The 20,012-nt window shown below is 70.9% G+C and carries 23 protein-coding genes and 1 pseudogene; 14 read left to right on the plus strand and 10 right to left on the minus strand.

Annotation, left to right across the window (positions count from 1 at the left end):
- Positions 1 to 214 precede the first annotated feature (214 nt).
- The 3 genes from ACWEOE_RS14340 to ACWEOE_RS14350 form a co-directional block, all read right to left on the minus strand.
- Entirely contained in the window at positions 215 to 328 is a 114-nt protein-coding gene (locus ACWEOE_RS14340; RefSeq protein WP_452008383.1) for a DUF6891 domain-containing protein, read from the minus strand.
- Complete coding sequence (locus ACWEOE_RS14345; protein WP_452008385.1) at positions 280 to 858, minus strand: DUF6891 domain-containing protein; 579 nt, start codon at positions 856 to 858, stop codon at positions 280 to 282. The genes ACWEOE_RS14340 and ACWEOE_RS14345 overlap by 49 nt, the downstream gene beginning before the upstream one ends.
- Before the next feature lie 61 nt (positions 859 to 919).
- Positions 920 to 1,840 carry a GlxA family transcriptional regulator gene (locus tag ACWEOE_RS14350; protein WP_452008387.1) on the minus strand — a complete coding sequence of 307 codons (921 nt, stop codon included), beginning with the start codon at positions 1,838 to 1,840 and terminating at the stop codon, positions 920 to 922.
- Positions 1,841 to 1,986: 146 nt separating this feature from the next.
- On the opposite strand from ACWEOE_RS14350, the gene ACWEOE_RS14355 reads away from it, so the two are divergent.
- A complete protein-coding gene (locus tag ACWEOE_RS14355; RefSeq protein ID WP_452008389.1) occupies positions 1,987 to 2,424 on the plus strand; it encodes a Rid family hydrolase in 438 nt (145 codons plus the stop codon).
- Positions 2,425 to 2,524: 100 nt separating this feature from the next.
- Here ACWEOE_RS14355 and ACWEOE_RS14360 read toward each other — a convergent pair whose 3' ends face one another.
- Positions 2,525 to 3,208, minus strand: coding sequence for a TetR/AcrR family transcriptional regulator (locus ACWEOE_RS14360; RefSeq protein WP_452008391.1), 684 nt, complete (start codon positions 3,206 to 3,208; stop codon positions 2,525 to 2,527).
- A gap of 175 nt (positions 3,209 to 3,383) precedes the next feature.
- Between ACWEOE_RS14360 and ACWEOE_RS14365 the strand changes: the two genes are divergently transcribed.
- The 6 genes and pseudogenes from ACWEOE_RS14365 to ACWEOE_RS14390 all read left to right on the plus strand — a co-directional run bounded on the left by ACWEOE_RS14365 (position 3,384) and on the right by ACWEOE_RS14390 (position 7,769).
- On the plus strand, positions 3,384 to 3,893 hold the full coding sequence (locus ACWEOE_RS14365; protein ID WP_452008394.1) for a DUF4863 family protein: 510 nt from the start codon (positions 3,384 to 3,386) through the stop codon (positions 3,891 to 3,893).
- Positions 3,894 to 3,910: 17 nt separating this feature from the next.
- Positions 3,911 to 4,627 carry a nitroreductase gene (locus tag ACWEOE_RS14370; protein WP_452008396.1) on the plus strand — a complete coding sequence of 239 codons (717 nt, stop codon included), beginning with the start codon at positions 3,911 to 3,913 and terminating at the stop codon, positions 4,625 to 4,627.
- 113 nt (positions 4,628 to 4,740) lie between these two features.
- Entirely contained in the window at positions 4,741 to 5,337 is a 597-nt protein-coding gene (locus ACWEOE_RS14375) for a DsbA family oxidoreductase (protein ID WP_452008398.1), read from the plus strand.
- Between the two features lie 109 nt (positions 5,338 to 5,446).
- Positions 5,447 to 5,872, plus strand: a pseudogene (locus tag ACWEOE_RS14380) (class I SAM-dependent methyltransferase); the annotation flags it as partial.
- 55 nt (positions 5,873 to 5,927) lie between these two features.
- Positions 5,928 to 6,317, plus strand: coding sequence for a hypothetical protein (locus ACWEOE_RS14385; RefSeq protein ID WP_452008838.1), 390 nt, complete (start codon positions 5,928 to 5,930; stop codon positions 6,315 to 6,317).
- A 339-nt stretch (positions 6,318 to 6,656) separates the two neighbouring features.
- The gene (locus ACWEOE_RS14390) at positions 6,657 to 7,769 is read left to right on the plus strand and encodes an IniB N-terminal domain-containing protein (protein WP_452008401.1); all 1,113 of its coding nucleotides are present in this window, start codon (positions 6,657 to 6,659) and stop codon (positions 7,767 to 7,769) included.
- Between the two features lie 58 nt (positions 7,770 to 7,827).
- Here the strand turns inward: ACWEOE_RS14390 and ACWEOE_RS14395 are convergent, their stop codons facing one another.
- The 3 genes from ACWEOE_RS14395 to ACWEOE_RS14405 form a co-directional block, all read right to left on the minus strand.
- The gene (locus tag ACWEOE_RS14395) at positions 7,828 to 8,427 is read right to left on the minus strand and encodes a CGNR zinc finger domain-containing protein (protein WP_452008404.1); all 600 of its coding nucleotides are present in this window, start codon (positions 8,425 to 8,427) and stop codon (positions 7,828 to 7,830) included.
- Positions 8,428 to 8,642: 215 nt separating this feature from the next.
- Positions 8,643 to 9,557, minus strand: coding sequence for a pyridoxamine 5'-phosphate oxidase family protein (locus tag ACWEOE_RS14400; protein WP_452008406.1), 915 nt, complete (start codon positions 9,555 to 9,557; stop codon positions 8,643 to 8,645).
- 11 nt (positions 9,558 to 9,568) lie between these two features.
- Positions 9,569 to 10,171 (minus strand): CGNR zinc finger domain-containing protein, encoded by a 603-nt coding sequence (locus tag ACWEOE_RS14405; RefSeq protein ID WP_452008408.1) that lies wholly within the window; start codon positions 10,169 to 10,171, stop codon positions 9,569 to 9,571.
- Between the two features lie 115 nt (positions 10,172 to 10,286).
- Here ACWEOE_RS14405 and ACWEOE_RS14410 point away from each other — a divergent pair, with 115 nt between their 5' ends.
- From ACWEOE_RS14410 to ACWEOE_RS14425, 4 genes are all read left to right on the plus strand, one after another.
- Entirely contained in the window at positions 10,287 to 11,150 is an 864-nt protein-coding gene (locus ACWEOE_RS14410) for a DUF427 domain-containing protein (RefSeq protein ID WP_452008410.1), read from the plus strand.
- A gap of 100 nt (positions 11,151 to 11,250) precedes the next feature.
- Positions 11,251 to 12,957 carry an MOSC domain-containing protein gene (locus ACWEOE_RS14415; protein WP_452008413.1) on the plus strand — a complete coding sequence of 569 codons (1,707 nt, stop codon included), beginning with the start codon at positions 11,251 to 11,253 and terminating at the stop codon, positions 12,955 to 12,957.
- Between the two features lie 14 nt (positions 12,958 to 12,971).
- Entirely contained in the window at positions 12,972 to 13,400 is a 429-nt protein-coding gene (locus ACWEOE_RS14420) for a VOC family protein (protein ID WP_452008415.1), read from the plus strand.
- Positions 13,401 to 13,466: 66 nt separating this feature from the next.
- Positions 13,467 to 14,345, plus strand: coding sequence for a formylglycine-generating enzyme family protein (locus ACWEOE_RS14425; protein WP_452008417.1), 879 nt, complete (start codon positions 13,467 to 13,469; stop codon positions 14,343 to 14,345).
- A 1-nt stretch (position 14,346) separates the two neighbouring features.
- Here ACWEOE_RS14425 and ACWEOE_RS14430 read toward each other — a convergent pair whose 3' ends face one another.
- The 3 genes from ACWEOE_RS14430 to ACWEOE_RS14440 all read right to left on the minus strand — a co-directional run bounded on the left by ACWEOE_RS14430 (position 14,347) and on the right by ACWEOE_RS14440 (position 16,987).
- Entirely contained in the window at positions 14,347 to 14,868 is a 522-nt protein-coding gene (locus tag ACWEOE_RS14430; protein ID WP_452008419.1) for an LOG family protein, read from the minus strand.
- Positions 14,869 to 14,984: 116 nt separating this feature from the next.
- Complete coding sequence (locus ACWEOE_RS14435; protein ID WP_452008421.1) at positions 14,985 to 16,067, minus strand: enolase C-terminal domain-like protein; 1,083 nt, start codon at positions 16,065 to 16,067, stop codon at positions 14,985 to 14,987.
- The gene (locus tag ACWEOE_RS14440) at positions 16,067 to 16,987 is read right to left on the minus strand and encodes a ketopantoate reductase family protein (RefSeq protein WP_452008423.1); all 921 of its coding nucleotides are present in this window, start codon (positions 16,985 to 16,987) and stop codon (positions 16,067 to 16,069) included. Before ACWEOE_RS14440 ends, ACWEOE_RS14435 begins: the two co-directional genes overlap by 1 nt.
- Positions 16,988 to 17,092: 105 nt before the next feature.
- Here ACWEOE_RS14440 and ACWEOE_RS14445 point away from each other — a divergent pair, with 105 nt between their 5' ends.
- From ACWEOE_RS14445 to ACWEOE_RS14455, 3 genes are all read left to right on the plus strand, one after another.
- On the plus strand, positions 17,093 to 17,689 hold the full coding sequence (locus ACWEOE_RS14445; RefSeq protein ID WP_452008426.1) for a TetR/AcrR family transcriptional regulator: 597 nt from the start codon (positions 17,093 to 17,095) through the stop codon (positions 17,687 to 17,689).
- Positions 17,690 to 17,814: 125 nt separating this feature from the next.
- Positions 17,815 to 19,134, plus strand: a complete 1,320-nt coding sequence (locus tag ACWEOE_RS14450) for an NAD(P)/FAD-dependent oxidoreductase (RefSeq protein ID WP_452008428.1) — start codon at positions 17,815 to 17,817, stop codon at positions 19,132 to 19,134.
- 94 nt (positions 19,135 to 19,228) lie between these two features.
- Entirely contained in the window at positions 19,229 to 19,984 is a 756-nt protein-coding gene (locus ACWEOE_RS14455) for an SDR family oxidoreductase (RefSeq protein WP_452008431.1), read from the plus strand.
- The last annotated feature ends 28 nt before the right edge of the window (positions 19,985 to 20,012 follow it).

Genomic DNA, 20,012 nt, shown 5'->3' on the forward strand with positions numbered 1-20,012 from the left:
TCGCGGGGGAGCGCCGGGCAGATGTGCCGATCAGCAAGCTCGACTTGCCGTTGGGCATGAACGGGTGGCTCGTGACCGGAGAGGGCGTTCCGATGCCGGACGACGAGTGAGTCCGTTGTGGACTCGCGCGGTGTTCGGTCCAGCCGCCGGAGCGCGACCAGCGATCACCTGACCCCCTCGCCTTGCCCAGCGTGAACGCCAGAATCTGCGCCGTTCACGCCAACCGCTTCCGCCAGTCCACCTCCACCCGGATCCGCTCATCCGGCGACCCGTCCCACGTCACCGAAAGATCCTGCGCCCGCAACGCCTCGACCACCGCCTGCCCCACCTGCGCCGTCCCCTGCGCCGTCCCCTCCGCCGTCCCCGACGCGGCCCGTACGACAGCATCAGCTCTCCACCCTCTGCGACCTGAGCCGTGTCCTGGCTGTGGAAGAACACGAACCCCCGATCCCCGGGAGCGGCTTCCGCGCCGATCTCCGTCAGCCCGCAGTTCTGGCAGCACGTGAAGTCCGCCCGCGCGACCACGCCACTCGCGGACAGGGCCGAAAACGCGGCCAGCACCCGATCGGCATCCGTGATCGCCGGCCAGGTGCGTTGCTCGTCGAGCCGCTCCTGCCACAGCCGGTCGACGATGGCCCGCGCCTGATCCAGCGACACCGCGCCCGGGTCGAGGTACTCCGTGATCCCGACCGCCACGTCTTCGGGCGTGCTGAAGCCACCGTGTACCAGTGTCCGCGCGAAGTCCTCGGCGTTGGCCAGCGTGTCGGCAGTAACAGTGTCGTCGGCAACGGCGTCGGCAACAACGGCGTCGGCAACAACAGCGTCGGCGGCCGGGTTCTTGCGCTTGCGTCCCCACATGGCGCACATGCTGCCACCCACCACCGACAGAATCGCCCGGACTTCCCTGCCCCCGAACCGCTCAGCCGTGCAGCCGCCGGTACCCCGTCGGCGTCGTGCCCACCTCGCGGCGGAAGATCACGCGGAAGTTCGCCGCCGTGCCGAAACCCGTGGCCGAGGCGATGCGTTCCACCGGCCAGTCGGAGGTTTCCAGCAGCCGCCGCGCGCTGAGGATGCGGTGGCTCACGACCCAGCGCATCGGCGACATGCCGGTCTCCAGCTCGAAGCGCCGGATGAACGTGCGGCGTGGCAGGTTGGCGCGCTCGGCCATGCGCCCGACCGTGATCGGGTCGCCGATGTGCGCCATGACCCAGCTGCGCGTGTCCGACAGGTTCGTGCGCGGCGCCGTGAGCACGTCGACGTACTGCGGCTGCGCGCCGTCGCGGGCGGGGGAGGCGACGATCTCCTTGCCCGCCGCGTAGGCGGCCGCCTCGCCGAAATCGGCGCGGATGAGGTGCAGGCACGCGTCGATGCCCGCGCCGGCACCCGCGGACGTGAGGATTTTTCCGTCCTCCACGAACAGCTGGTTCTCGAGCACCCGCACCGACGGGTACCGCGCGCGCAACGCGGCGAGGTAACGCCAGTGCGTGGTCGCGTTGCGGCCGTCGAGCACGCCGCTCTCCGCGAGCGCGAACGCGCCGGTGCAGATCGCCACCACGCGCGCGCCCCGATCGGCGGCCAGCCGGATCGCGTCGAGGAAGTCCTCGTCCAGCGGTGCTTCCGGTTCGTCGTACCCGGGCACGATCACGATGTCGGCGTCCGGCACCTCGGCCAGCGAGTGCGTGGGCGTGATGCCCAGCGGTGACCCCGTGGTCGCCTCGGCACCGCACACGAGCACGCGGTATCCGGACTGCCCACCGAGGATGTGCGCGGGAATGCTGAAGTCGAGCCCCATCACCCGGGGCACGGCGAGCAACGCGACGACCAGCTGCGCAGGCGACACGGCCTTCTCCTCGAAATCTGAAACCCTGCCGCCAGGCTACCCCGCCGTGGCACGATCCTTGCCCAATCTGGCATCGAACCGGCTGGTGAGGCGGGTGCGCGCGCTCGTAGTGTTCGGTCTTGATCACGTGCCGGAAGGGAAAACTCATGACCAAGCCGACCGAGCGGTCCACGGAGAACTTCGGGGTGCCGTGGGAGAGCGCCTACGGTTACGTCCAGGCCGTGCAACACGGCGACACCATCTACGTGTCCGGCCAGCTGTCGCACGAGGGCGACCGGCTCGTGGCGCCCGCGTCCGTGAACGCCGACGGTGCCGTCACGGACTTCTCGGCCATGGAAGAGCAGATGCGCCGCTCGTACGTGAACGCGGCCGAACTGCTCGGCCGCTTCGGTGCCACGCTCGCCGACGTCGTCGAGGAAGTGCTCTACGTGCTCGACATCGACGCGGCCTTCGCCGTGGCGGGTCCCGTGCGCAAGGCGGCCTACGGACGGGAAGACCCGCAGGTCGCCAGCACCTTGGTCGGCACGCCGCGGCTCGCCTTCCCCGAGCAGCTCGTGGAGATCAAGCTGATCGCCCGGGTCTGACGCGTCCGCTCAGTCTTTGTCCGAAGTGGACGCCTGGTCGAGCTGCAGCTGCTTCGCGGCCGTCCATCGAGGCGGCATGGCGCCGATTGCGCCGCGCGCATCACCGGGTTCGCGTGGTCGCCCGCCGCCGCGGCGCGGGCTTCTTCTCCAGCGCCGGCCAGAGCACGGAAACGACGGCCTCGGGGATCTCCGTTGTGGCTTCCCCGCGGTAGAACGCGGCGAAGTAGCTGCCGAAGCACATCGTCGCGATGGTGTGCTTGTCGATGTCGTCGCGCACGGCCCCGCGGTCCTGCAGCTGGGTCAGCACGCTCTCCACGAGCTCGATGCGCGGCTCGACCGAATGCTTGCGCAGGATGTCGAGCAGTTCGGGGGTGCGGATCGCCTCGCCCGCGAAGTTGGCCATGAGCACCATGGCGTCGGGGTTGAAGTACGCCGGGTCGAGCCGGCGCACCGCCTCCGTGAGCGCCTCGCGCGGCTCGAGCCCGCCGAGGTCGAACGCGTACATGTCGCGCTGCTTGCGGAACCCGTAGTCGAGCGCGTCGACGACCAGCTCGAACTTCGTGGCCCACCGCCGGTACAGCGTGGGGCGGCTGACTTTCGCGTCGGTGGCGATGTCGCCGATCGTCATGCGGGAATAGCCGTCGAGCACGAGCCGGCGGCGGGTCGCGAGGATGATCGCCTCGTCGAGGGCGGCGTCGCGCGGGCGCCCACCCGGCCGCGGTCCGTCTTCGGTGCCGGCCGGCTCGACGTGCTCGTCCGCTGCCGCTTCGCGTGCCCGTGCCATGGCTCCACCTCGCCGAGAGTGCCGTCGCGCGGAGCATATCGGATCTGTTACACGACGGTGTTGTCATCCGGGCATTACGGCTGGTCGCCGTAACGGATGTTTCGTTACAGCTCTTGACTGTAATTGAACGCGGTCGTACGGTCGAAGAACCACAGCGGACCGAACGGAGTCGACGATGACCACGCCCCAGCAGCTGATCGACCGCAGCATCCCGTTTCTCGACGAGGTCAAGAACCGCACAGCGGGTGGGGAACTGGAGACCTGGCTCAACACCCGCTACGGCCCGGACAGTGAGCTCTACCGGGACCTCGCCCGCATGATCACCGAGGGCGTCGAGGCCGGCTGGGCCGCGAACATCGAGGTCGAAGGCCGGAAGTACCGGCGCAGCCGCATCGCCGACCCGGCGGACGTGCTCAACTACTTCAGCATCACGGCTGTGTACATGGACAGCGTCGAGCCCTTCCGTGGTCAGTACCACCAGCACCCGTACGGCGAGCTCAACCTCGTCGTGCCGCTCGACGAGGGCGCGCAGCTGATGGGGCCCAATGGCTGGTGCTCCAAGGGCTGGACGGCGCCTGGCCCCGGCAGCCACCACTACCCGGAGGTCAGGGGCGGCGCGCTGATCGCGTTGTTCTACCTGCCCGCGGGGCGGATCTCCTACGACATCCAGCCGCCCGCGGCCTGAGCCGGGAGCCCCGCGCCATGAACCCGGCGTCCACGATCGAGGAAGCGATGGCGACGCGGCGCAGCTGCCGGGCGTTCCTGCCGACGCCCGTGCCGCGCGCGGAGGTCGAGCGGCTGCTCGCGCTGGCGTCGTCCTCGGCCAGCAATTCCAACAGCCAGCCGTGGCAGGTCCACGTGCTCACGGGTGCCGCCAAACGCGCGCTGACGGCGGACCTGTTGTGCGCACACGACGAAGGCCGTCGCGCCATCGGTGAATTCCCTTACCAGCCGGCGGCGGACGCCTGGCCCGAGCCGTTCCGCACGCGCCGCCACCGCTTCGGTGAGGGCCTGTACTCCGAGACGCTCGGCATCGCACCCGACGACGCCGCCGGCCGCCGCGGCCACCACCGGCGCAACTACGACTTCTTCGGCGCCCCGGTGGGGCTCGTGCTCACCGTGAGCCGGGCCCCGCTGCACGGCGCCCTGGTCGACGCCGGCCTGTTCCTCCAGGGCCTCATGCTCGCCGCCCGCGGCGCCGGCCTGCACACTTGCGCACAAGCTTCGTTCATCGATTACCACCCGGTGTTGCGCCGCCACCTCACGATCCCTGACGACCACCTCGTCGTGTGCGGAATCGCGCTCGGGTATGCCGATGACGCACACCGGCTTGGTGGACATCGCACAACCCGCGAGCCGGTGGCGTCGTTCACCACGTTCTACGACTCCGCCGTGGCCCACCAGGGGGAGCCGGCCTAGCGGTCCGGTGTGAACCTCCGGTCACCACGGCGCTTGGCGTGTTCGGGAATGTACAAACCTCGATGTTTCGTTACATGTCAATAATGTATTGAAACAGGCGTGAGGAGAGCACCATGACCGTCACCCCGACCGTCGAGCACTGGTTCGATTTCCTGTGCCCGTTCTGCTACGTCGCTCAGGACCGGAACCGGGTGTTGCGCGAGCACGGTGTGGTGGTTCTCGAACATCCGTTGCAGATCCACCCCGAGATCGGCCCGGGCGGCAGCCCGGTCGGGCCGCGGGTCGGGCCGACGTACGACTTCCTCGCGCGCGAAGCCGAGGCCGCCGGTCTGCCGCTCACCTGGACCGACCGCATCGCGTACTCGCTGCCAGCGCTGGGTGCGTACGCGTCGCTCGACGACACCGCCGTCGCCGAGCGGTTCGCCGCCTCGGTGTTCAACGCGTACTTCGGCGAAGGCAGGGACATCGAGTCACGTTCGCTGCTCCTCTCACTCGCCGAGGCAGCCGGCGGCGACCCCTCGGCGGTGCGCGCGGCCTGGGAATCGGGGGAGGCGGACCGGGCCGTGGGTCGGTCCGCCCTCCGCGCCGCCGAGCATGGCGTGCAGGGCACTCCCGCCTGGGTCGCGGGCGGTGGGAGCGTGGTCGGTCTGCGGCCGCGTGAATGGTTCGAGACCTGGGCGCGTTCGATCGCGGAGCCGGACCATTCCTGAGCCGGACCATTCCTGAGCCGGACCACGCCCGAACCGGGGCCATGCCTGATTCCGGACCAACCCTCAACCGAGCCTGGCGATCCACCGCCTGCGCATCCACCACAAACCCATGACAGTCGAAGCGCTCACACATTTTCCTGTCCGGCACCGATCCACATCCCTAGGTTCAACCACCGTGACCGGCTGGGAATGGGACGACTCGCTGTACGCGGGAAGCGCGCCGTACTACGTCCGCGGCCGCGTTGCCTACCCCGCCGAGCTCGCGCGGCGCCTCGCCGAAACACTGCACCTCGACGGATCCGGCCGCCTGCTCGACGTCGGCTGCGGCCCGGGTTCACTCACGCTGCTGCTGGCCTCCCACTTCGCGGCAACCGTCGGCCTCGACGCCGACCAGGGCATGCTCGACGAAGCCGCCCGGCTGGCCGCCGAAGCCGGGGTCACCGCCTCCTCGTGGGTGCGCGAGCGGGCCGAGCGGCTGCCGGTCGGGCTGGGGACGTTCCTGCTCGTCACGTTCGCGCAGTCGTTCCACTGGCTCGACCGGCCCCGCGTCGCCGCGGGGCGTGCTCGAACACGGCGGAGCCTGCGTCCGCGTGCACGCCGCCACCCACCGCGGCGCGCCCGCCGGGTCGGCCCCGCCCCACGACGAAATCGCCGAGCTCGTCCGCCGCTACCTCGGCTCGACCCGGCGCGCGGGCCGCGGCGTCCTCCCCGAAGGCACGGCCGGGGGAGAGGGCGAGATCTACCGGGCCGCCGGGTTCACCGGCCCCGAGCGGATCGCCGTGCCCGGCCCGGCCGTGGTCCGCGACATCGACGACGTCGTCGCCACGGTGTTCTCCTTGTCGAGTTCCGCACGGCACCTCTCCGGCGCCCGGCGCACCGCTTTCGAAGCCGGATTGCGGGCACTTCTCGCCGTCGCGAGCCCTTCCGGAAAGTTCGGTGAGCAGATGCGCGAGCTCGCCATCGATGTCTGGCGGCCGTGAAATCGGGCTCGGTTGTCACACCAACGGGTGGTTTATTCGACGATCACTCCGCGGCGCACCGCGTGTCTGCGCGGCAGCCGCCAGGATCCACGCCGCACAGCCGAAGCAGCCGAAACCGGCCACACCGCGCTGACCACGGCCGATCGGCGCGGAAACGGGAAATTCCCTAGTCCCCCTAACGGGGCAGGGGCCGAAATCCCTAATGCCGGTGTGCCGAACCCCCGGGGTGGCCCCCGATGGCCGCCGAACGGCCGAGCCCTATCTTCGTCGGCGAACCCCTTCGACTTCGCGGCATGCCAGCGACGGCCGAATCAATCAGTGCACAGGAGACAACAGACTATGGACGCGGTGCAGAACCTGCACGAATTCGCCATGACCCTGCTGAGCGACCCGCAGGCCGCGGCCGCCTACGCCGCCAACCCGCAGGGCCTGCTCGACGCCGCCGGCCTGGCCGACGTGTCGCCGGCCGACGTGCAGGACATCATGCCGCTGCTGGCCGACACGGCCCCGCTGGCCGCCGCCCCGAGCCTGCCGGTCTTCGGCAACGTGCTCGCCCACGCGACCGGCGAGCGCGCCGACCTGCCGAACGTCACCGGCATCGCCAGTGGCCTGCCGAACCTGAGCGGTGTGTTCGAGACCGTCAGCGACTTCGCGGACGAGACCGGCCTCAACACCCTCACGCACTCCACCCTCGGCACCGCCTCCGACGTCGTCGACCACGTCGCCGTCGCGGTCGACGGTGTCCCGGTCGCGGGCCCGGTCGTGGCCGCCGGTGCGATCGACCTCGAGAACACCGTCAGCGCGGTGGGCGACCACGTCTTCGACGGCAAGCTCGTGGGCTCCGCGGTCGACGCCGCCACCAACCACCTGGGCGACGCCCTCATGCCGAAGGCCGCCGTGGCCGCGCTGAACGACGTGCCGCTCGTCGGTGGCACCGCGTCCGGTCTCGTCGAGGACGTCCGCGTGACCGGCGCCGGTCTGCTGGCGAACGTGAACGACGCCATCGGCTCGACCCCGGTCGGCGTCCACGGCGACGAGCGCGCCGACTTCGGTGCCGCGGGCGACCTGTCGCACACGCTGGACCACGTCATCCCGGCCGCCGCCGCCGTGCCGGCGCTGCCCGCCCTCCCGGCCGTCCCGGGTGTCCCGGCCGTGCCCGCCGTCCCGGCGGTCCCGAACGTGGCCGGCACCGTCGGCTCCGTCACCCACACCCTGTCGGCCGCCGCGCCGCAGGCCCCGGTCGTGGGCGACACCGTGCACCACGTGCTCGACACCGTCGGCCAGGCCGACACCGCGGGCATCCAGCACACCCCGATCGCCGACGTCGCCGACGCGACCCACACCGGCTCGCCGCTGGGTGGCCTCGAGTCCCACGCGCAGGACCTGACCCACGGTCTCGACCTGCACACCGCGACCGACGCGCTCGGCCACCTGCCGCTGCTCGGTCACTGAGTTCGGCCAGCCACACCGAAACAGGCCCGGACCGCTTGGTCCGGGCCTGTTTTTCGTCCTACGAAGCTGCGTGCGTCCGCCGGTAGTGGCGCGCGACCCGCGCCCGGTTGCCGCAGATGTTGCCGGTGCACCACTGCCGCCGCTTCGTCTCGGCGACGAACAGCATCGAGCACGTGGGGTTCGCGCAGCGGCGCAGTTTCTCCAGCCGCGCCGGCGACGACAGCAGCTCGATCGTCTCCGTGGCGATCGACGCCAGCGCCGCGTTGCCGCCGTGCTCGGTGTGCCAGCGCGTGGCGGCGGTCAGCACGCCCCCGTCGCCCTCGGTCAGGCGCAGGCTGCGCGGCACGGCCGAAGCGAACGCGTTGACGTCCTCCACCGAGACCGCCTGCGGCACCCGGTTCTCCAGGTGCGACTCCAACAGCTCGCGGATCGCCGCGCGCAGCCGCCGGGTCGCCGCCGCGGTGGGCACGCTCGCCTCGGGCAGCCGGGGCAGCTGCAACCGCCACCAGGTCTCGAACCCGTCCGTCGGCTCGATCAGGTCGACGGCGGGGTCCACGGCTGTCATGAGGGTGTCGGCCAGGTCGAGGGCCACGAGCGGCTCGCCGCCCATGGGGAACCCCGCTGCCTGCACGTCCTCGAGGGTCGGTCCGGCGGTCATGGGCTCCACGATATCCGTCACGTCGTCGCGGGGTGGCCAGGGCGCTGTTGGTCACCCGTAGTGAGATCATCGAGACGCTGCACCCGCCGCGAGCCCGTGGGCCCGTGTCGGCGCTGCGGTGCGCGCGGTCGGCCGGGGAGCCTCGCCGTCGGCACGTGTGTCGTCGAGGCTCGCGGTTGCCGCCCTCGACGCCGTCGCAGCGCGACCAGCACTGTCTACTGTGGATCTGTCACTCGAGGGTTGTGCGGCGACGGCACCACTCCCGAAGCGTGCACCGGCACGCCCGCCCGCACCACCACCCGCGCGGGGTGGAAACGCACGCGCCGACCCGTCGCGTCGTCCTCCCCGGCGGTGCCGGGGGTGACCCATTCGAGCGCGGCGGTGCCCGTGAGCTGGAGGGTGGTGCCGGTGGTGAAGTCGAGGAACAGCAGCGCCGCCTCGGGGGCGCTGGTGATGTTGCCGAGGCTGTTGAACATGTTGTTGCCCGCGTAGTCGGGCCACCAGAGGTCACCGCCGTCGACCCGGACGAAGCCGGGCTCGCCGCCCTTGTGGGAGGTGTCGGCGCCGCGCGTGGGGTGGCTCGTGCCGAGGAAAAACGTGTCCGCGCGCCGGATGAGGGCGCGGTGTGAATCGGTGAGGGAATCCGAACGTTCGACGGTGGGCGCGTCCGGCGCGTGGTCGATTTCCACCATCCGTTGCTGGATGTACGACGGGCAGTTGCCGTAGGCCTGTTCCACGTCGAGCAGAAACCCGCCTTCGGCCGCGGCCACGACCGTGCCGTTCACACGCAGCCTTCGCCGTGTCGCGAATTCGACGGCGATCAGGCCGACCGGCTCGCCGGACGGCAAGTCCCGCAAGGGATCCCCGGGGCCGGGGCGGGTGTGCACGACCAGCGTCGTGTCGAACCCCTCCAGGAAACCGGCCGGCCCGAGCAGGGGAGAGGTCCACAGTGTCCCGTCGGCGTCGCGCGCGGTCACGGCCGCGAACTCGCGCTGCGCCAGGAAACCCGCGGCACCGCGGCTCAGCTGTGCGGGCGCGAGCATGCCGACGAGCCGCGCTGCCTCGGACTCGAGCCCGGCGTGACGCTGCACGCTGAGCTCACCACTGTGGAACCCGGCGACGGTGGTCATGGTGTGCCCTCTCATCCGGCTTGCTGTTCGTGGGTTCGGCGGTAGTGACGGGCGACGCGCACGCGGTTCCCGCAGACGTTGCCCGCGCACCACTGCCGGCGCCGGTTCGTGGCGAGGAACAACATCGTGCAGTCGGGGTTCGCGCAGCGGCGCAGCCGGGCGAGGCGGGCGGGATCGGCGAACAGCTCGATCGTCTCCCGCGCGATGGCCGCGAGCGCGACGTTGCCGCCGTGCTCGCTGTGCCAGCGGGTGGACGTCTCCCAGCCCTCGCGTGCCTCGAGCCGCGGGCTCGTGGGCACCGCCGCCGCGACGGCATTCACCTCCTCGAGCGACGCCGGCGCGGGCCCGCGTCCGTCGAGGTGGGCTTCCAGCAGGTCACGGATGGCTGCCCGCAGCCGGCGTGTGCGCACGACGTCGGGTGCTGCCTCGCCGGGCAGCCGCGACAGCTCCAGGCCCCACCAGGCCGCGTTGCGTTCGGGGGAGGCGAGCAGGTCGCCGTTGCCCGCCTCCGTCTCGGCCTCGAGCGTGTCGGCGAGGTCCAGTGCGACGAGCGGCTCACCACCCATGGGGAAGCCGGCCCGTTGCATGTCCTCCAGGCTGACGCTACTGCTCATTCGGCCAGTGTACCCATTAGCTAGAAGCTTGAGCAAACTTTTGACTGGGACTTGTGTCGCGGTGGCTAACTTGTATAGATTCTCGTTACTCATTAGCTGAGAGAAGGCGGACACCATGGGACTGGCATGGCAGCAAGGCCCCCTTTCGACCAGGTCGGTCGGCAAGTTCCTCACCCCGGAGCCGTTGCCCGAGCGGCTGCTCTTCGCCGAGCCGCTGCGCCGGCGGATGCGCGTGCGCTTCGGTGGCGACTGGATCGTCGACAGCGAAGACGTGGTTCTCCTGCACGAACCCGGCCACTACCCGGTGGCTTACTTCCCGAAGAGCGCCGTCGCCGACGGTGTGCTGGAGCCGGGCAACCGCGTGACGAAGCACCGCGAGCTGGGCGACACCACCTGGTACACCGTCACTTCCGGTGAGGGCCGGGCCGAGCGGGCGGCCTGGGAGTACACCGGCCTGCCGGAGTACGCCGACGTGCTGAAGGACCGCGTCGCGTTCGCGTGGCGGGCGATGGAGGCGTTCTACGAGGAGGACGACCGGATCGTCGGCCACGCCGCCGACCTGTACCACCGCAACGACATCCGGAACACCTCGCGCCACCTCGTCGTCCGCGACGGCGACCGCGTCGTCGCCGACACCCACCGCCCGGTGGTGCTGTACGAATCCGGTTTCGCGCCGCGCTGGTACGTGCCGCGCGAGGACATCGCCGCGGATGCCCTCACCCCCGTCGAGGGCCAGACGTTCTGCCCCTACAAGGGTCTCGCCAGCTACTACGACATCGGCTCCCACGCCGGCGCCGCGTGGTCGTACGAGCAGGCCTGGACCGAGGTCGAGCGCGTGTCCGGGATGGTGTCGTTCGAACCGGACAAGATCGAGGTCTACCTCGACGGTGTGCGCCAGGCGCTCGCGCCCGGCCAGACGGTGATCCCCCACGGGGTCGATCGTGGCCTCGACACCGACGAGATCAAGCGAACTGTCTGAACGTCCGACCAAGACGGTGTGGACGGACCGTGTTCGAGCCGGGGAATCCGGTGGGAATCGTGGCACAGTGGTACGTCGTCACGCCGCAGGAGGTGCAGGTATGACAGCAACGGTTCTGGCCGTGAACGTCGGCATGCCCAAGAACGTGTCCTGGCAGGGCAAGACCGTCCACACGGGAGTGTTCAAGCACCCCGTCGAGGGCCCGGCCATGGTCCGCCGGCTCAACATCGACGGCGACGGCCAGGGTGACAAAGCCGGCCACGGCGGCGAGCAACGAGCCGTGTTCGTCTACCAGCTCGACTCCTACCGGCACTGGGAGCGGCACTTCGGCCGCGCCGACCTCGAATACGGCTCCTTCGGCGAGAACTTCACCGTCGACGGCCTGCCCGACGACGAGGTCTGCATCGGCGACCGCTACCGCATCGGCGAGGCCGAGTTCGAGGTCACGCAGCCGCGGGTCACGTGCTACCGCGTCGGCATCCGGCTCGGGGAGCCGGAGCTGCCCGCGCTGCTCGTGAGCCACCACCGGCCCGGGTTCTACTTCCGGGTCATCCGCGAGGGCCACGTCGCGGCGGGCGACGCGATCGTGAAGACACGCACCGGGCCGGGCGCGCTGAGCGTGGCCGACACCGACGCGCTGCTGTACCTCCCGGGCAAGGACGAGGAGAAACTGCGGGTCGCGGCGGGGATTCCCGCGCTGAGCCCGGGGTGGCGGCAGTCGTTCGAGGAGCTGCTCGGCACCGCGGCGGCCGACGCCGCGCCGGCGTGGGAGGGGTTCCGGCCCCTGCGCGTCACGGCGGTGCGGCCCGAGAGCACCACGGTCACGTCGGTGTACTTCGCGGCCGAGGACGGCGCCGCGCTGCCCGACGCGCTGCCCGGCCAGTACCTCACCATCCGGGTCCCGGGCGCCGCCACGCCCGCGCCGGTGCGCAGCTACTCGATCTCTTCGCCGCAGGGCACCGGCGGCTACCGCATCAGCGTGAAGCGCGACGGCGTGGCCAGCACGTACCTCACGACGCACCTCGCCGAGGGTGCGGTGCTCGACGTGGCCGCACCTCGCGGCGACTTCGTCCTCGGCGACGGCGTGGACCCGGTGCTGCTGGTGTCCGCCGGGATCGGCGTCACGCCGGTGCTGGCGATGCTGCACCGGCTGGCCGCGCAGGGGAGTGCCCGCCCGGTGTGGTGGATCCACGGTGCTCGCGGTCCGGCGGAGCACCCGCTGGCCGAGGAAGCTCGGCAGCTGCTCGCCACCCTGCCCTCCGGGCGGGCAGACATCTTCTTCAGCGCCGCGACGCCCGCCGAACGCGCCTCCGCGCACGCCCACGCGGGGCGGCTCACGAAGGACGCGCTGGTGCAGCTCGGCGTCCCCACCGACGCTTCCGCCTACATCTGCGGCCCGGCGGCCTTCATGACCGACATGACCGCCGCCCTCACCTCGGCCGGCCTCGACGCGTCGCGCATCCACACCGAGCTGTTCGGCGCGCTGGACGCCATCAACCCCGGCCTGGTCGGGCAGGTCGCCCGCCCGCCGCACCCACCGGCGGGTCCGCCCGGAACCGGCCCCACCGTGACGTTCGCGCGCAGCGGCATCTCCGCGCCGTTCCCCGGCGGCACCCTGCTGGAGTTCGCCGAGGCGTGTGACGTGCCCGCGCGGTGGGCTTGCCGCACCGGTGTGTGCCACACGTGCGTGACGCCGGTGCTGTCCGGCTCCGTCGACTACTCGCCCTCGCCCCTGGAGCCACCGGCGGCCGGCCAGACCCTGGTGTGTTGCGCGACTCCGCACACCGATCTCGTCCTGGACATGTGAAAGGAACACCACCGATGAACTGGGCTCTCGAGGTCCTCACCCTGGCTGTGACCGATGTCGACAAATCGCTGAAGTTCTACACCGACCAGCTCGGCTTCTCCCTCGACGTCGACTACCACCCCAACGAGCGTTACCGCGTCGTCCAGCTGACCCCGCCCGGCTCGGCGTGCTCGATCCAGCTCGGCGTCGGCCTCACGGACGCCACCCCCGGCGCGGCGCGCACCACCTACCTCGTCGTCGCCGACCTCGCGGCCGCCCACCGCGACCTCACGGCCAGGGGCGTGGCGGTCGGCGACTTCCGCCACAAGGACAACCTCGCCGACTGGCAGGGCGACTGGGCCCCGGGCCTGCATCCCGAGCGCGTCGACTACGCGAGTGCGTTCGACTTCGCCGACCCGGACGGGAACACGTGGGTGGTGCAGGAGGTCGGGTACCGCGGCTGAGGGTGTGAGGGGAACTGTCGGACGCCGTGCGGGAAGTTACCGTGTGCGTGAGGAGGTTCTCGCACAGTGTCCGATTGTTGCCAGCCGTCGCGGTCTTCCCGAGCACCCGCGGCGCGTGAAGTCACGGCCGGACCGGCGGTCGATGCCGAAGGCCTGATCACCCTCCCCGGCGGCACGTTCCGCATGGGCACCGACGACACCGACGGCTTCCCCGACGATCGGGAGGGGCCGGTGCGTGAGGTGACCGTCGCGCCGTTCGCGATCGCGGCGACGGCGGTCACCAACGCGAGTTTCGCGGAGTTCGTCGAGGCCACCGGGCACCGCACCGAGGCCGAGGAGTTCGGCTGGACCTACGTGTTCGCGAAGTTCGTCCCGGGTCCGCTGCGCCGGACGTCGCCACGACCGGAAGAAGCGCCGTGGTGGTGCGGCGTGGCCGGGGCGTACTGGCGGGCACCCGAAGGCCCCGGCAGCAGCGTCGAAGACCGCTGGGACCACCCCGTCGTCCACGTGTCCTGGCACGACGCCCTCGCCTACTGCGCCTGGGCCGGCCGCCGGTTGCCGACCGAGGCGGAGTGGGAGTACGCGGCGCGCGGCGGGCTCGACCAGGCCCGCTTCCCGTGGGGCGACGAACTCACCCCCGGCGGCGAACACCGCTGCAACATCTGGCAAGGCCGCTTCCCCGTCCACAACACCGCAGAAGACGGCCACCTCGGCACCGCACCCGCCGACGCCTTCCCGCCCAACGGATTCGGCCTGTACAACGTGGCCGGCAACGTCTGGGAGTGGTGTGCGGACGCGTTCGATTCCGCGCACCGCGCCATGCGCGGCGGCTCCTACCTGTGCCACGAGTCCTACTGCAACCGCTACCGCGTCGCCGCCCGCACCGGCAACACCCCCGACAGCTCCAGCGGCAACACCGGCTTCCGCACTGCCGCCGACGTCTGACTCACACCAGCAGGTCCAGCACGTCGGCGGGTTCCGCGGCGAACTGCACGAGATCGGCCAACGGCAACGGCAGGAACCGGTCGTCCTCCATCCGGCGCAGCTGCAGGATCAGGCCGTCGTAGTAGCCGTCGGTGTTGAGCAGCACGATCGGCTTGTGGTGCAGCCCGTGCTTCTTCAGCTCGAGCACCTCGGTGACCTCGTCGAGCGTGCCGAGACCGCCGGCCAGCACCACCACGGCCTCGGAGCGCGACAGCAGCAGTGCCTTGCGCTCGGCCAGATCCGCCGTGATCACCATCTCGTCGGCATCTTCGCGGGCGGCGCCGCGCAGCAGCTCCACCGAGATGCCCACGAGCCGCCCACCCGACTCCCGCACCCCGTCGGCCACGACCTTCATCAGGCCGCGGTCCGATCCGCCCCACACCAGCGTGTGGCCGGCCTTGCCGACGAGCCGAGCGAACTCGCGCGCCGGTGCGGTGTAGCGCTCGTCGAGGTCGGCGGCGGAGAGGAAGACGCAGATGTTCATGAGCGGACTATAAGGTGTCGATCGTTACCAATCCGACCACAGTCACGGCCGAATGACTTCGTGGCAACGGTTACCTGCCACAAGCGGGTCGGCCTACTTCTGGTCGGATTGGTAAGTCAGCCCACGCGGTACCGGGCGACCGCTTCGGCATCCCACTCGAGGCCGTTGCCGGGTCGCTCGGGCGGCGTCGCGTGACCACCGATGATCGGCAGCGGCTCACGCAGCACCGGCGCCGCCCAGTCGACGTACTCGAGCCAGTGCGCGGTCGGCGATGCGGCCAGCAGGTGCACGCTGACCTCGGGAAACAGGTGTGACGACAGCGGAACACCCCGAGCGTCGGCCAGTGCCGCGGCGGCGCGCCAGCCGCTGACGCCGCCGATGCGGTCGAGGTCCGGCATCACCAGGTTGCTCGCGTCGGCCTCCAGCGCGGTGGCCATCGCGCGCGGCCCCTCGAAGTTCTCGCCGATCTGAACGGGCGTGCGCAGCACCGCGGTGAGCTGCGCGCCGGCCGCGTAGTCGTCGTGGCGCACCGGTTCTTCGATCCACGCCAGGCCTTCGTCATCCAGCGCCCGGCAGCGCACGAAGGCGTCCGGCAACGAGAGAGCCTGGTTGTAGTCGGACATCACCTCGACGTCGGCACCGACCGCCGCCCGCACGGCCCGCACCGCCGCCAGATCGTCCGCCGGGGCGCGCCCGAGCCGCATCTTCACGGCCCGGAAACCTTCCGCGACGAGCTCGCACGCCTCGTCCGCCGCGGCCGCGGGCTCGATCAGCCCGAGGCCGTTGCTGTTGTACGCGGGGATCGGCCGCAGCGGCGCGCCCAGCAGCCGCGCGAGAGGCAGCCCGGCCGCCAGCGCCAGTGCGTCCCAGCACGCGGTGTCCACAAGCGACAGGACCGTGGCGACGAGGCCGCGCACGCCCAGCAGCTTGAACCGGCCCTCGAGCACCGCCCGCGCGGCCGCCGGATCGGCCGCGGTCCCGGCCAGCGTCTCGTCGGCCTCCCGGACCAGCGCGGCCGTCGCGTGCCCGGCGGCTTCGAGATAGCAGAACGAGTACGCCCGCCCGGTCACGCCTTCCTCGGTGTGCAGGTCGAGCAGCAGCAACGGCGCGGCGGTGACCCGCGCGGCGCTGGTCCCGAGGGGCCGGCGCATCGGTACCAGCACCAGGGTGGCCTCGACCGACCGGATCGTGAGACCCATCAGCGGCGGCCCTCGCTGTGCACGGCCAGGATGTCGGTGATCGCGCGGTTGCACGGCGTCAACACGCCGAGCGCCTTGCCGCGCTCCACGACGTCGCCACTGAGCCACGTGACCTCGAGCCGGTTGCCGCGGTCGAGGTCGTGGTGCATCGAGGACGTCATGCCTTCGGGCACGGTGTCGGTGAACGCGAGCCGGTCGTCGGCGTAGCCGGCGGGCAGCGCGACCCCCTGGGCGCGGGCGACGTCGACCACCTCGGCCATCACGTCACGCAGGAACGCGCGCGAACGCGGGTTGGTCCGGATCGGGCCGATCGTGGTGCGCGCGGTGCTCGTGGTACCGGACAGGCCGACGAGGAACACGAACTTCTCCCAGATCGCCTGCTCGATCCGGTTGCTGATTTCCGCGTCGATGGTGCTTTCCGCACACGCGTCGTGAAACGCCCGCACCCGGGCCGACGTGGTGCCGTCGTACTCGCCGAACACCAGCTTCTGCAGCGTGCCGGTGTGGCGGATCACGCCCGGCTCGGCGATCGTCGCGGCGATGTAGCAGACGCCGCCGATCACGTGCTCGGGCCCGAGGACGCGGCGCAGGATGTCGTCCTTGACCACACCGTTCTGAAAGGAGACCACCGCGGTCTGTTCGGTCAGCAACGGTTTGATGAGCTCGGCCGACGCTTCGGTGTCCCACAGCTTCACACCGAACAACACGACGTCGGCGGGCGCGAGCCGCGTGGGGTCGTCGGTCACGTCGATCTTCGGCAGGTGCACGTCGCCGACCGGGCTCTCGACCCGCAACCCGTTGGCGCGCAACGCCTCCAAGTGCTTGCCGCGGGCGATGAAGCTCACGTCGTGGCCGCCTTGGGCCAACCGGGCCCCGAAGTAGCCGCCCACTCCGCCGGTGCCCATCACCACGACCCGCATGCGCTCTCCTTGATTGAGTACCCGTCCAAGTTAGGTGTGGTGGAGTTCTACCACGTCGAGCACATTGTCGTCGATATTCTTGAACGCTTACCCTACTATTACGTCGTGGGAAGAACACGCACTTTCGACGTCGGGGAAGCCCTTGACGTCGCCCTCGACACCTTCTGGCAGCGTGGTTACGACGCCACGTCGATCCAGGCGCTGTGCCAGGCCATGGACCTCCAGCCCGGCAGTGTGTACGCCGCGTTCGGAAACAAACGCGACCTGTTCGTTTCCGCACTGCGTGCCTACGCGGAAACGGTGTCGGCCGAGGCGATCGAACGCCTCAACACCGCCCCGAGCGGCCTGCAGGGCCTGCGCGACTACTTCGCCCACCTCGTCGACGCCATGGTGGACGGCCGCCGCCGCTGGGGCTGTCTCGTCACCAATTCGCTCGTCGAGCTCACCGATCGCGACCCCGCGCTCGCCGTGATGTTCGAACACCACCTCGCCAACCTGCGCACCAGCCTCGCCGGCGCCCTCACGCGCGCCCGCGCCGCCGGTGAGCTCCGTCCCGGCGCCGGCCCCGAGTCGGCGCCCCTGCTCGTGGCCGTCGTGCAGGGCATGAACGTGCTCGCCAAGACGAACCCCGGCCGCGCCACCCTCCAATCGATCGTGGACGGCGCCCTGGCCGGGCTGGTCGCACCGCCCCCTCGAGCGTGAGGTTTTCGACCGCGCCGAGCCAGGCCCGTTCGACCCCGTGACCGCGCCCACTCAACCGGACAGAACTGTCACATCCCACGCCGCTGTCTTGTCTCCCTTGTGCAAGCGAGGAAACGAGGAGCGAAATGCGCAGGATCCTGGTGGTCGGTGGCGGGTATGCGGGTTTCTACGCGGCCTGGGGACTCGAGAAGCGGTTGAAGCCGGCGGAGGCCGAGCTGACCGTGGTTGATCCGCGGCCGTACATGACGTACCAGCCGTTCCTCCCCGAAGTTGCGGCCGGTTCGATCGAGGCGCGCCACGCCGCGGTGTCGTTGCGGCGGCACCTGCGGCGCACGCGGGTGGTGGCCGGGGAGGTCACCGAGGTCGACCACGCCCACCGCAAGGTGGCGGTGCTCCCGGCGGAAGGGCCGGAGTTCGAGCTCGAGTACGACGAGATCGTGGTCACGGCCGGTGCGGTCACGCGCAAGTTCCCCGTGCCGGGCATCGCCGAGCAGGCGATCGGGATGAAGCACGTGGAGGAGGCCGTCGCGATCCGCGACCGGTTGCTGACCTCGTTCGACCGCGCGTCGGCGCTGGAACCGGGGCCGGCGCGGCGGAAGCTGCTCACGGTGACGTTCGTCGGCGGCGGCTTCTCCGGCGTCGAGGGCTTCGCGGAGCTGCTCTCGCTGGCGACGGCGCTGCTGAAGCCGTACCCGGAGATCAGCCGCGACGAGCTGAGCTTCCACCTCGTGGAGGCGGCGGGCCGGATCCTGCCCGAGGTCACGGACGAGCCGGGTCGCTGGGTGGTGCGCTCGCTCGAACAACGCGGCGCCCACGTGCACCTCGACACGCAGCTCAAGTCGGCCGTCGACGGGCACGTGGTGCTCTCGACCGGCGAGGAGTTCGATTCCGCGCTCATCGTGTGGACGGCCGGCAACGCCGCCAACCCCGTGGTGCACAGCCACACCGACCTGCCGATCGACGAACGCGGCCTGCTGGTCGTGCGCGCCGACCTGCGCGTGGGCACCGAGACGGACCCGGTGCCGGGCGCGTGGGGAGCGGGTGACGACGCCGCGGTACCCGACCTCGCGTCGCCGGTCCCGGGTGCGCGAACGGTGCCGAACGCACAGCACGCGGTCCGCCAGGGCAAGCTGCTCGCTCGAAATCTCACAGCACATGTTCGTGGCCGCGCACCGAAGCGGTACGTGCACCACAGCCTGGGTTCGGTCGCGACGCTGGGCATCGGCAAGGGCATCTTCCAGTACCGCCGGATCGTGATCACGGGCCTGCTCGCGTGGCTCATGCACCGCGGCTACCACGTGCTCGCGGTGCCGAGCTGGGAACGCAAGGTGCGCGTGCTGGCCATCTGGCTCACGGCGGCGTTCTTCGGCCGCGACATCGTGTCGCTCGCGTCGGTGGAGCACCCGCGCGACGCGTTCGTGTCGGGTGGCGACCCGATCAGGTGATTCGCGGCGGCTCTGTCACAGATCCGCGGCCCGTCTTGTCGAGGCTGGTGCGAAGTCCCCGGGCCGGCCGGGGACCCTCGGCGAAAGGCGCATCATGAGGATTGTCGTCATCGGCGGTACCGGTCTGATCGGCTCGCGGGTCGTGAGCCTGCTGACGGAGCACGGCCACGAAGCGGTGCCGGCGTCGCCCGGCTCCGGCGTGAACACGGTCACGGGCGAAGGTGTCAAGGAAGTACTGCAGGGCGCCGACGTGGTGGTGGACGTCTCGAACTCGCCGTCGTTCGCCGACGAGGACGTGATGGCGTTCTTCCGCGCGGCAACCACGAACCTGACCGAGGCCGGCAAGGAGGCGGGCGTAGGCCACTTCGTGGCGCTGTCGGTGATCGGCAGCGACCGGCTGCCCGGATCCGGTTACCTGCGCGCGAAGGTCGCCCAGGAGGAGCTGATCAAGGCCTCCGGCCTGCCTTACTCCATCGTGCGCGCCACGCAGTTCTTCGAGTTCGCCGGCGCGATCGCCGACGCCGGCACGGAGGACGGCGTCGTGAAGCTGCCCGACGCCGGCATCCAGCCGATCGCGGCCGCCGAGGTCTCCGCGGCCGTCGCGAAGGTCGCCGCCGGCACCCCCCTGAACGGGATGACCGAGCTCGGCGGCCCCGAGGTGTTCACCATGGCCGGCTGGGTGCGCGAGGCCCTCGCGTTCCGCAACGACCCGCGTGAGGTGACCGTCGACCCCGACGCCCGCTACTTCGGCGAGAAGCCGGGCCCGAAGGGGCTGCTGCCCGACGAGGGCGCACAGCTCGGGCAGATCAAGTTCGCGGACTGGCTCCCCGCCAACCCGCCCAGGAAGTGACTCCCGCAGCGGGTGGCCCGGGTCCCGG

This window comes from Amycolatopsis sp. NPDC004368 (genome assembly GCF_053602515.1).